Origin of the sequence: Micromonospora sp. CMU55-4, assembly GCF_011602315.1 — a bacterium.
Classification (GTDB): domain Bacteria; phylum Actinomycetota; class Actinomycetes; order Mycobacteriales; family Micromonosporaceae; genus Micromonospora; species Micromonospora chalcea.
Genome location: NZ_JAAOLH010000004.1, coordinates 550574 through 561610, shown reverse-complemented (window position 1 = coordinate 561610; position 11037 = coordinate 550574). Strand labels below are relative to the sequence as shown.

Below are 11037 nucleotides of genomic sequence, written 5' to 3'. Positions count from 1 at the left end.
GCCGTTCCGCGTACTCACTTGTTGAAGGCGTCCTTGACGTCGCGGCCCGCCTGCTTGGCGTGCTCCCCGGCCTGCCGGGCCCGGGCCGCGCTCTGCTCGGAGGCGCCCTCGGCGCGCAACCGCTCGTTGTCGGTCACGTCGCCGATCCGTTCCTTGGCCATTCCGCTCATCTCCTGGGCCTTGTTCTTCGCCTTGTCGGTGAAGCTCATGTCGCCCTCCTCGTTCCGGCTGAGCGTTGCCCTTGTCGCGTCCCCGGTGACTGTCGGGTGAAACGCTGTTGTGCTGCGCACATCGCGTAATGCGTCCTAGGACAATAGGTTGAAGGCTGGACGCCCGGCCGACGCCGACCCACCGTGGTTGACTGGGCCGGTGAACGAGATCCTGCTGATCCGGCACGGCGAGACCACCTGGAGCGCCGCCCACCGGCACACCTCGTACACCGACCTGGAGCTGACCCCCGACGGCGAGCGGCAGGCCCGCGCGCTGGCTCCCCTGCTCGCCGGCCGGCGCTTCGCCCGCGTGCTGTCCAGCCCCCGGCAGCGCGCCACCCGCACCGCCACCCTGGCCGGGCTCACCGTCGACGCGATCGAGCCCGACCTCGCCGAATGGCACTACGGCGAGTACGAGGGACGCACCAGCGCGGACATCCAGACCGAGCGGCCCGGCTGGTCGATCTGGACCGACGGCGGCCCCGGCGGGGAGTCACCGGAACAGGTGGGCACCCGCCTGGACCGCGTGCTGGACCGGGTCGCGCCGCTGCTGGAGCAGGGCGACGTGGCGCTGGTCGGGCACGGCCACAGCCTGCGGGTGCTCGGGGCACGCTGGATCGGGCTCTCGCCGTCGGCCGGCGGGCTGCTGCGGCTGGACACCGCCACGCTCAGCGTGCTCGGGCACGAGCACGGCCGGCGGGTGATCAGGCGGTGGAACCTGCCGGCTCCGCCGACGGGCGCGGACGACCCCGGCCGGTCAGCTCGCCACTGATCTTCGGCGGCCTGTTCTCGTACGGCGTCGACAGCACCACAGTGGTGCGCGTGGTGACGTTCGCCGAGGTGCGGATCTCCTGCAGCACCCGCTCCAGGTCGGCCGGGCCGGCCACCCGCACCAGCAGGAGATAGAAGTCCTCCCCCGCCACCGAGTAGCACGAGTCGATCTCGGGCAGGTGGGCGAGCCGCTCCGGCGCGTCGTCCGGCTGGGACGGGTCGAACGGCCGGATCGCCACGAACGCGGTCAGCGGCAGGTCCAGCGCCTCGAACGACACCCGCGCGGCGTACCCCTTGATCACCCCGCGCTGCTCCAGCCGGCGGACCCGCTGGTGCACGGCCGACACCGACAGGCCCACCCGCTCGGCCAGGTCCGTGTACGACAGCCGACCGTCCCCGGTCAGCGCGGCGACGATGGCGCGGTCGATCTCCTCCACGCGCTGCACAGTAGCCGGTAAAACGCTCTCCCGCCGCACCCGGCCCGCCGTGGTGACGCTCAGCGCGCCGTCCGGTCGCGTACCGCGTCCGCGGCGTAGTTCAGCACCTCCGCCATGTCCTCCTCGTCCAGGAACGGCAGGTCGGTGAGGATGTCCGTGACGGACATGCCCTCGGCCATCATGGCCAGCAGGGTGGCCACGGGGATGCGCGACTGCCGCACGCAGGGCGCACCCCCCATGACGTCGGGGTCGGCGGTGATCCGGGGGAAGGTCACCGCGACAGGCTAGCCCTTGGCCAGCGCGCGCGAGATGACCAGCCGCTGGATCTGGTTGGTGCCCTCCACGATCTGCAGCACCTTCGCCTCACGCATGTACCGCTCGACCGGGTGGTCGGCGACGTACCCGGCGCCGCCGAGCACCTGCACCGCGTCGGTGGTCACCCGCATCGCCACGTCGGTGGCGAACAGCTTCGCCTTCGCCGCCTCGATCGAGTACGGGCGACCCGCGTCGCGCAGCCGCGCGGCCGCAAGCGTGAGCGCCCGCGCGGCGGAGATCTGGGTGGCGGCGTCGGCCAGGTTGAACCCGAGCCCCTGGAAGTCGATGATCGCGCGGCCGAACTGGCGCCGCTCCCGGGCGTAGCCGACCGCGTAGTCCAGCGCGCCCTGGGCCAGGCCCACCGCGCACGCGGCGATGCCCAGCCGGCCGGAGTCCAGCGCCGACATGGCGATGGTGAACCCGGCGCCCTCGCCGCCGATCAGCCGCTCCGCCGGCACCCGGGCGTCGTCGAACGCGATCTGCGCGATCGGCGAGGCGTGCAGACCCATGGTGCGCTCGGCGGCCTGCGGGTGGATGCCCGGCGTGGCCCGGTCGGCCAGCAGGCAGGAGATGCCCTTCGGGCCGGGACCGCCGGTGCGGCAGAAGATGTTGTAGAAGTCGGCGACCCGGGCGTGCGTGATCCACGCCTTGGTGCCGGTGACCACGTACTCGTCGCCGTCGCGCACCGCCCGCGTGGTCAGGGCCGCCGCGTCCGAACCACCCTGCGGCTCGGAGAGACAGTACGCCCCGAGCAGCTCCCCACCGATCATGTCCGGCAGCAGTTTGCGCTGCTCGTCGGTGCCGAACTGGGCCACCGGATAGCAGGACAGCGTGTGCACGCTGACCGCCTCGGCCACCGCCAGCCACCGGCTGGCGAGGATCTCCAGCACCTGCAGGTACACCTCGTACGGCTGGGCGGCGCCGCCGTGCTCCTCGGCGTACGGCAGGCCGAGCAGCCCGGCGCGGCCCAGCGTGCGCAGCACCTCCCGGGGGAACTCGGCGCGGGCCTCGAAACCGGCGGCGGCCGGGGCCAGCTCCCGGTCGGCGAGTTCGGTGGCGAGGTCCAGCAGGTCGTGGGCCTCGTCGGTGGGCAGGATCCGGTCGACGTTCATAGCGCGATGAGCTCCGTGGGGGTGGTGTTGAGCCGTTGCCCGCCGTCCGTCGTGCAGACGACGATGTCCTCGATCCGGGCGCCGTGCCGCCCGGCGAGGTAGATCCCGGGTTCGACCGAGAAAGCCATGCCGGCCTCGAGGGGCCGGGGGTTGCCGGTCACCACGTACGGCTCCTCGTGGCCGTCGAGGCCGATGCCGTGACCGGTGCGGTGCAGGAAGGCGTCGCCGAAACCGGCGGCGGTGACGACGTCGCGGGCGACCGCGTCGAGGGCCTCGGCGGTCACGCCCGGCGCGACGGCGGCCACGGCGGCGCGCTGGGCCTCCCACAACACCGCGTAGTAGTCGGTGAACTCGGCGGGCGCCGGGCCGCCGGCCACGTACGTGCGGGTGCAGTCGGAGCGGTAGCCCGACGGCATCGTGCCGCCGATGTCGACCACCACCGGCTCGCCGACGCCGATCGGACGGTCCGAGACACCGTGGTGCGGGCTCGCGCCGTTCGGGCCGGCGGCGACGATGACGAAGTCGACAGTGGCGTGCCCGGCGGCCCGGATCGCGGCGGCCAGGTCGGCGGCGACCTCCCGCTCGGTGCGGCCGGGACGCAGCCACTCGGCCATCCGCAGGTGCACCGCGTCGATCGCGGCGCCCGCCTCGGCCAGCGCCGCCACCTCGGCCGGCGACTTGCGGATCCGCATCTCGCGCAGCACGTCGGAGGCGAGCCGCTGCGCCGCGCCGGGCAGCACGTCGCGCAGCGCGAGGACCTGCTGCGCCCACATCCGGTCGGCCAGCCCCACCGCGCGGACCGGGCCGGGCAGCGCCGCGCGCACCAGCGGCCACGGGTCGGCGCCGTCGGCGTGGTCGACGATCCGGTACCCGGTGCCCGGCGCGGCCTCGGCGTCCGGCCGCTCCAGCACCGGCACGACCAGCGTCGGCTCACCCTCGGCGGGCAGCACCAGGCAGGTCAGCCGCTCCCCCTCGCGGGCGTCGTAGCCGGTCAGGTAGCGCAGGTCCGAGCCCGGGGTGAGCAGCAGCGCGTCCAGGCCCGCCGCTGCGGCGGCGCGCTGGGCCTCGGCGAGTCGCCCGGCCGGGTACAGATCGTCGGTTCCCACAACCGAAGCTTAACGGTCGTTTGGGCCAGCGCGGGAGTCCGGTTGATGATCGAAGCCGAGGCCCGCCGCCCGGGCCCGGCCGGCCTGCTCGGCGGCCTCCCGCGCCCGGGCCCGCGCGATGTCCGGCAGGCGACCGGCCAGGAAGTCGCGGTGCAGCAGCGCCACGATGAAGTACCGGCGCAGCCGCTCGTACGACTCCCGGAACTCCCGGAACTCCCGGCGCGCCGCCGGAGCGACAGGGGTCACAGGCACGACGGCTCGGGCTCGATCACGCCCTCCTCTACCCGCCGCTCGCGCCGATATGCGCGCGCTTGCGGGCACGAGCGACCATGGAGTGGTGATCCGCTTTCTGCTGAACCTGCTGTGGCTCGTCTTCGGCGGCGGCTTCGTCCTGGCCCTCGGCTACGGCGTCGCCGCCCTGGTCTGCTTCGTCCTGGTCGTCACCATCCCCTTCGGCGTCGCCTCGCTGCGGCTCGCCTCGTACTCGCTGTGGCCGTTCGGCCGCACCATCGTGCGCAAGCCGGGCGCCGGGCTTCCCTCCGGCCTGGCCAACGTGCTCTGGGTGGTGCTGGCCGGCTGGTGGCTGGCCCTGTCGCACATCCTCGCCGGCGTCGCGCTCTGCGTGACGATCATCGGTATCCCGTTCGGCGTGGCGAACTTCAAGCTGGTCCCGGCGGCGCTGTGGCCGCTCGGCCAGGAGGTCGTCGAGAACCCGTAACCCCTCCTCGCCACGCGGGGTCCACCCGCCACTGGAACGCCATGGGTGCCTCCGGCCCTGTTTGACACCCATGGCGTTCCACTCCACGACGGTTACGCGGCGAGTTGACGTTCGCACCCGAGGACGACCGCCACGTTCTCGGCAACCGAGATCAGTGTCCCGCACCACGGGACGGCTTGGAGATCTTGGTACGGAGTCGCCCCTCCGAGGGCCGTCTCGTACCAAGATCTCGCAGGTAACGAACGCGAGCACCGAGGGCGCGCCGCAGCGGCCAGTTCTCCGTTCGCGGTGAGCGGCCGGCCTCACCATCCCTACAGCATCCTAGGAGGGTGGGGTGTTGGCGGGCGCTGGCCGCCGGAAGGATGCGAATGCGGCTCGCACCAACGCCTCGCTGGCTAGCGTCGGGAGGGTGCGGGACGGGGTGATCGAGACACTGAAGGCGGACCCGGCGATGTCCGGTCTGCGCCGGTCGCTGGACTTCTACCACGGCGACCCGGCGCGCGACGCCGCGCTCGACCGGTTCTACGCCCCGCTCGTCCGCGCCGGTGACCTGGTCTTCGACGTCGGCGCGCACGTGGGCGACCGGTTGGGCAGCTTCCGCCGTCTCGGCGCGACGGTGGTGGCCGTCGAGCCGCAGCCGCTGTGCGCGCGGGCGCTGCGCGAGTTGTACGCGGGCGACGAACGGGTGACTGTGGTCGAGGCGGCGTGCGGGCGTACCGCCGGGCCGGTGCGGCTGCACGTGAACTCGGCCAACCCGACGGTCTCCACCGCATCCCCCGGGTTCGTCCGCGCCGCCGACGGCGCGCCCGGCTGGGCGGGCGAGACCTGGGACGCGCAGATCGAGGTGCCCGGCACCACGCTCGACACGCTCATGGCCGCGTACGGCGTGCCGGCGTTCGTGAAGATCGACGTGGAGGGCTTCGAGGACGCCGTGCTGGCCGGGCTGAGCCGGCCGGTCCCGGCGCTGTCGTTCGAGTTCACCACCATCGCCCGGGTGGCGGCGGCACGCTGCCTGGACCGGCTCACCGCGCTGGGGTTCACCCGCTTCACCGTGGCGATCGGTGACGAGACGACGTTCGCGCTGCCGGGCTGGCGGCCGGCCGCCGAGGTGGCCGCGTACCTGGGGACGCTGCCGGACGAGGCCAACTCCGGCGACGTGTACGCCCGCCCCTGAACCTCCACTTCGGACCAGGCCCGATCGGGGCCGGACGGTATCGACCCTGCTCATCGCACGAATCGGCGCAGACGCAGCCCGGGCGCTTTTTTCACGGCTCGAACTTAGCTATACATCGTTACCCATCTGTGATTGACGTGACCCGCGCCACTTGGGTTGACTGCCACGGAACCGCTTCCGCAACCGGTTCCGAAACATCCCGCTCATCCCTTCGACCCGGGAGCGCCACGTGCCGATCACGATCGCCGACGTCGCCGCCCGCGCCGGGGTGAGCAAGACGACGGTGTCCCGGGTCCTGAACGGCAAGGGCGAGGTGCACCTGCGCACCGCCGACCGGGTCCGCGCCGTGATCAACGACCTCGGGTACGTGCCGAGCGCCCGCGCGGTCGGGCTGGCCCGGGGACGTACCCGGGTGGTCGGCATGCTGGTGCCGGCGCTGACCTGGCCCTGGATGGGCGAGGTGCTCCAGGGCGCGGCCGACGTGGTCGAGGCCGCCGGCTACGGCATGCTGCTGTTCACCTGCACCCACGGCGACGAGTCGATGCGCCGCTTCGCCTCCCAGGTGTCGGCCAAGTCGTTCGACGGGCTGCTCGTGGTCGAACCAGAGGGGACGCTCGACTACATCACCGAGCTGCACCGGCGCGGCCTGCCGGTCATCCTCATCGACGACCGGGGACACCAACCCGGCTTCCCGTCCGTGCGCACCACGAACGAAGCGGGGGCGCGGGCCGCCGCGACGCACCTGCTGGCGCTCGGACGGCGGCGGCCGCTCGTCGTCACCGGCCTGCGCCGGTTCGGCTGCACCCGGGAACGGCTCGCCGGGTTCGCCGGCGCGTACGCCGAAGCCGGCCTGGCGATCGACCCGGGCCGGGTGGTCGAGGGTGACTTCACGTTCGAGTGCGGGCGCGCGGCGGTGCGGCGGCTGCTCGCCGACGGCGTACCCTTCGACGCCGTCTTCGCCCACAACGACCTGTCGGCCGCCGGCGCGCTGCAGGCGCTGCGCGACGCCGGGCGGCGCGTCCCGCAGGATGTCGCGGTGGTCGGCTTCGACGACCTGCCGCTGGCCGGGCACACCCACCCGCCGCTGAGCTCCGTGCGCCAACCGCTGCGGGAGATGGGTACGGCCGCCGCCCGGCTGCTCATCGCCCACCTCGCCGGCACCCCGCTGCCGGAGGGCCCGACCGTCATCCCCACCGGCTTCACCACCCGCGACTCGACCGGCGTCACCTGACCCACCCCGCCGTACCCGGCGACCACGCCGGCGGGCCCGCCCGCCGGTGGCTCCACCGCACACCCTCCATCCACCACATCCCGCCCGAGGAATGCGGGACCACCGAGGGAGACCTCCATGAGAAGACGGCAACTCCTCGCCCTCGCGCTGGCCGGCGCGATGGTCACCACCGCCGCCGCGTGCGGCGACAGCCCGAACGCGAACAAGAAGAGCGGCCAGGCCGCGACGGTGCTGAGCGTCGGCATGCCCAACGGCCCGCAGGCCGAGAACAACAACCCGTTCCTCACCACCTCGGCCGCCGCCTCGCTTGGTTACCGGTGGCAGATCTACGAGCCGCTGATGATGTGGAACCCGGTGAAGCCGGCCGAGCCGTTCAAGCCGTGGCTGGCCACCAAGGCCGAGTGGTCGTCGGACTACAAGTCGGTGAAGGTGACCATCCGCGAGAACGCGACCTGGTCGGACGGGCAGAAGGTCACCGCCGAGGACGTCGCGTTCACCTACAACCTGGTGAAGAAGTTCCCCGCCATCAACGACCAGGGCGTGCCGTACACCGACGCCGTCGCCAGCGGCAACGAGGTCACCATCTCGATGGCCAGCCCCCAGTTCGTCAACCAGCAGAAGGTGCTGTGGCGGGTCCCGATCGTGCCCAAGCACCTGTGGGAGAAGATCGCCGACCCGGCCAGCGACCCGGTGAAGCAGCCGGTCGGCAGCGGCCCGTACACGCTCAAGTCGTTCACCCCGGCGAGCATGACGCTGGCGGTACGCGAGAGCGGCTACTGGCAGGACCTGCCGAAGGTGAAGGAGCTGCGGTACACCTCGTACACCGACAACAGCGCGCAGACCACCGCGCTGGCCAACGGCGAGGCGGAGTGGAGCTTCGTCTTCATCCCGAACTACCAGACCGTGTTCGTGGCCAAGGACCAGAAGAACCACAAGATGTGGGCGCCCCCGGTGCTCGGCATCCACGGTCTCTACCTGAACACCACGAAGAAGCCGTTCGACGACCCGACGCTGCGCAAGGCCATGAACATGGTGATCGACCGGGCGGACATCTTCACCACCGCCGAGGCCGGCTACTTCCACCCCGAGGTCAAGAGCGTGACCGGCCTGCCCAGCCCGGCCGGTGACTCGTTCATCGCGCCCGAGTACAAGGGCCAGGAGCACAAGGTCGACGTCGAGGGCGCCAAGGCGCTGCTCACCGGCGCCGGCTACAAGCTGGACGGCAACACGCTGAAGGACCGCAGCGGCAAGGCCGTCACGATCCGGCTGACCGACCCGGCCGGCTGGTCGGACTACCAGACCAGCCTGGAGATCGTGAAGGGCAACCTGGCGAAGATCGGCATCGCGGCGACCATCGACAAGGCCAACCAGGACGCCTGGTTCCGCAACGTCGAGCAGGGCAACTTCGAGGCCACGTTCCGGTGGACCGAGAGCGGCGCCACGCCGTACGACATCTACCGGACCATCATGGACGGCCGTGTGCTCAAGCCGATCGGCACCGCCTCCCCGGCGGGCAACTTCGGCCGGTTCGACAGCAAGGAGGCCACCGACGCGCTGGTGTCGTACGCCAACGCCACCGACGACGCCACCCGCGCCACCGCGCTGGCCACGCTGCAGAAGATCTTCGTCGAGCAGATGCCGATGATCCCGGTCGGCGCGGACAACATCGGTGGCGCGTACAGCACGAAGAACTGGGTCGGCTGGCCGGACGACTCGAACCCGTACGGCGCTCTCCAGCCCACCCAGCCCAACGCGGTGGACGTGGTGCTGCACCTCAAGCCGGCCAACGGCTGACCCGGCGCCGCCGGCCCGGCCACGATCGCCCGGCCGGGCCGGCGGCGCCCGCCCCTCGCTACCGGCAACCCCAGACAGGAATTCGGCATGACGTTGACCGAGAGCGCACCGGCGCCGGCCGACGAGGTGGTGCTGGAGGCCGTCGGCCTGACCAAGCACTTCCCCGTCCGCCGGCGGCTGCGTGACCTTCTCTCCCGGACCCCGGCGGTGGTGCACGCCGTCGACGACGTATCGATCGAGTTGCGCCGTGGCCGGGTGACCGCGCTGGTCGGCGAGTCCGGCTCCGGCAAGTCCACAGTCGCCCGGCTGCTGGCCCAGCTCTACCCGCGCACCGGCGGCGACATCCGGCTGCACGGCCGCTCGACCCGGGTACGCGGCGGACGCCGGTTCCGGGCGTACGTGCGGCGGGTGCAGTTGATCCTGCAGGACCCGTTCGCCTCGCTGAACCCGGTGCACACGGTCCGCTACCACCTGACCCGGTCGCTGCGCATCCACGGCAACGCCGGGACCGGGCCGGACGGGCTGGACAAGGCGCTGGCCGACCTGCTGACCCGGGTCAGCCTGACCCCGCCGGAGCGCTACCTCGACGCGTTCCCGCACGAGCTGTCCGGCGGGCAGCGCCAGCGCGTCGCGATCGCGCGGGCGCTCGGCGCGGACCCGGAGGTGCTGCTCGCCGACGAGCCGGTGTCGATGCTGGACGTGTCGATCCGCCTGGGCGTGCTCAACCTGCTGCAGGACCTCAAGGACCGGCTCGACCTGGCGATCCTCTACATCACCCACGACATCGCCTCGGCCCGCTACTTCGCCGACGAGACGATCGTCATGTACGCCGGGCGGATGGTCGAGGGCGGCGACAGCGAGACGGTCACCCAGCGGCCGGCGCACCCGTACACCCGGTTGCTGATCGAATCGGCGCCGGACCCGGAGCGGATCACCGGCGCGGGCGGCGACGGCGCGGCGGCGGGCGAGCGCGGCCACGGCGAGCCGCCGAGCCTGATCCGCCCGCCGGCCGGCTGCCGGTTCCACCCGCGCTGCCCGGCGGCCATGCCGCGCTGCGCCACCGACCTGCCGCCGCCGATCCCGGTCGACGACGCGCCCGGGCACTGGGCCGCGTGCTGGCTGTTCGACGCCGAGACCGTCACGGCGGAGAAGGCGGAGAACGCGGAGCAGGCCGGAACGGAGACGGCCCGGTGAGGTTCCTGCTGCAACGGGTGGCCTTCTACCTGTTCACCGCCTGGGCGGCGATCACGCTGAACTTCTTCATCCCGCGGATGGTGCCGGGCGACCCGGTCCAGTCACTGATCTCCCGCAACCAGGGCCGGATCAGCGCCGACGCGATCGCGTCGCTGCGGGTGCTGTTCGGGCTGGACTCCGACCGCTCGCTGTGGGAGCAGTACGTCGCCTACTGGGGACAGCTGCTGCGCGGCGACCTGGGACTGTCGTTCACGTTCTTCCCCGCGCCGGTGTCGGAGGTGATCGGCAGCAGCCTGCCGTGGACGGTGGGCCTGGTCGGCGTCGCCACGATCGTCAGCTTCCTGCTCGGCACCGCGCTCGGCGTCGGCGCGGGCTGGCGGCGCGGCTCCTGGATCGACGGACTGCTGCCGGCCACCACGTTCCTGTCCTCGATCCCGTACTTCTGGCTGGGCCTGGTCGCGATCGCGTTGTTCGCCGGGCCCGGCAGCTTCTTCCCGTCCTCCGGCGGCTACGAGCCGGGCCTGGTGCCGGCGTTCGACGCGTACTTCATCCCGAGCGCGATCCAGCACAGCATCCTGCCCGCGGCGACCATCCTGGTGTCGTCGATGAGCGGCTGGATCCTCAGCATGCGCAACATGATGGTGACTGTCGCCAGCGAGGACTACATCACCGTGGCGCACGCCAAGGGGCTCTCCGAGCGCCGGGTGGCGCTCAGCTACGCCGCGCGCAACGCGCTGCTGCCGAACGTGTCCGGGTTCGCGTTGTCGCTCGGTTTCATCGTCGGCGGCACGCTGCTCGTGGAGATCGTCTTCTCGTACCCGGGTCTGGGGTTCCAGCTCTTCCAGGCCGTCGGGTCGAAGGACTACCCGCTCATGCAGGGCATCTTCCTGATCATCACGATCTCGGTGCTGGTGGCGAACCTGCTCGCCGACGTGGCGTACCTGCTCCTCGATCCGCGGACCCGAAAGAGCTGAGC

General features: G+C 72.1%; 13 protein-coding genes. 7 read left to right on the top strand and 6 right to left on the bottom strand.

Annotated features, from left to right (window positions below):
* Positions 1-14: 14 nt before the first annotated feature.
* Positions 15-209, bottom strand: a complete 195-nt coding sequence (locus tag HA073_RS10845; protein WP_043324133.1) for a CsbD family protein — start codon at positions 207-209, stop codon at positions 15-17.
* A 160-nt stretch (positions 210-369) separates the two neighbouring features.
* Between HA073_RS10845 and HA073_RS10840 the strand changes: the two genes are divergently transcribed.
* Complete coding sequence (locus HA073_RS10840; protein WP_166456293.1) at positions 370-981, top strand: histidine phosphatase family protein; 612 nt, start codon at positions 370-372, stop codon at positions 979-981.
* Here HA073_RS10840 and HA073_RS10835 read toward each other — a convergent pair.
* From HA073_RS10835 to HA073_RS10815, 5 genes are read right to left on the bottom strand one after another with little or no spacing between them, the layout of a single operon-like run.
* Positions 914-1417, bottom strand: a complete 504-nt coding sequence (locus HA073_RS10835; protein ID WP_043330145.1) for an Lrp/AsnC family transcriptional regulator — start codon at positions 1415-1417, stop codon at positions 914-916. The two genes, HA073_RS10840 and HA073_RS10835, sit on opposite strands and share 68 nt — an antisense overlap.
* Positions 1418-1476: 59 nt before the next feature.
* The gene (locus HA073_RS10830) at positions 1477-1692 is read right to left on the bottom strand and encodes a DUF433 domain-containing protein (protein ID WP_030502405.1); all 216 of its coding nucleotides are present in this window, start codon (positions 1690-1692) and stop codon (positions 1477-1479) included.
* A gap of 9 nt (positions 1693-1701) precedes the next feature.
* The gene (locus HA073_RS10825) at positions 1702-2844 is read right to left on the bottom strand and encodes an acyl-CoA dehydrogenase family protein (RefSeq protein WP_113974061.1); all 1143 of its coding nucleotides are present in this window, start codon (positions 2842-2844) and stop codon (positions 1702-1704) included.
* Positions 2841-3950 (bottom strand): Xaa-Pro peptidase family protein, encoded by a 1110-nt coding sequence (locus HA073_RS10820; protein WP_166456292.1) that lies wholly within the window; start codon positions 3948-3950, stop codon positions 2841-2843. Before HA073_RS10820 ends, HA073_RS10825 begins: the two co-directional genes overlap by 4 nt.
* Before the next feature lie 9 nt (positions 3951-3959).
* Complete coding sequence (locus tag HA073_RS10815; protein WP_166456117.1) at positions 3960-4202, bottom strand: hypothetical protein; 243 nt, start codon at positions 4200-4202, stop codon at positions 3960-3962.
* 85 nt (positions 4203-4287) lie between these two features.
* Between HA073_RS10815 and HA073_RS10810 the strand changes: the two genes are divergently transcribed.
* The 6 genes from HA073_RS10810 (at position 4288) to HA073_RS10785 (ending at position 11035) form a co-directional block, all read left to right on the top strand.
* Positions 4288-4668, top strand: a complete 381-nt coding sequence (locus HA073_RS10810; protein WP_051611482.1) for a YccF domain-containing protein — start codon at positions 4288-4290, stop codon at positions 4666-4668.
* A gap of 451 nt (positions 4669-5119) precedes the next feature.
* Complete coding sequence (locus HA073_RS10805; RefSeq protein WP_205796898.1) at positions 5120-5842, top strand: FkbM family methyltransferase; 723 nt, start codon at positions 5120-5122, stop codon at positions 5840-5842.
* Positions 5843-6071: 229 nt separating this feature from the next.
* Complete coding sequence (locus HA073_RS10800) at positions 6072-7073, top strand: LacI family DNA-binding transcriptional regulator (protein WP_043324146.1); 1002 nt, start codon at positions 6072-6074, stop codon at positions 7071-7073.
* 117 nt (positions 7074-7190) lie between these two features.
* Positions 7191-8867: an ABC transporter substrate-binding protein gene (locus HA073_RS10795; RefSeq protein ID WP_104115738.1), complete on the top strand. Its 1677-nt coding sequence runs from the start codon at positions 7191-7193 to the stop codon at positions 8865-8867.
* Positions 8868-8954: 87 nt separating this feature from the next.
* Positions 8955-10061: an ABC transporter ATP-binding protein gene (locus HA073_RS10790; protein WP_064446010.1), complete on the top strand. Its 1107-nt coding sequence runs from the start codon at positions 8955-8957 to the stop codon at positions 10059-10061.
* Positions 10058-11035 carry an ABC transporter permease gene (locus tag HA073_RS10785; RefSeq protein WP_166456291.1) on the top strand — a complete coding sequence of 326 codons (978 nt, stop codon included), beginning with the start codon at positions 10058-10060 and terminating at the stop codon, positions 11033-11035. The genes HA073_RS10790 and HA073_RS10785 overlap by 4 nt, the downstream gene beginning before the upstream one ends.
* The last annotated feature ends 2 nt before the right edge of the window (positions 11036-11037 follow it).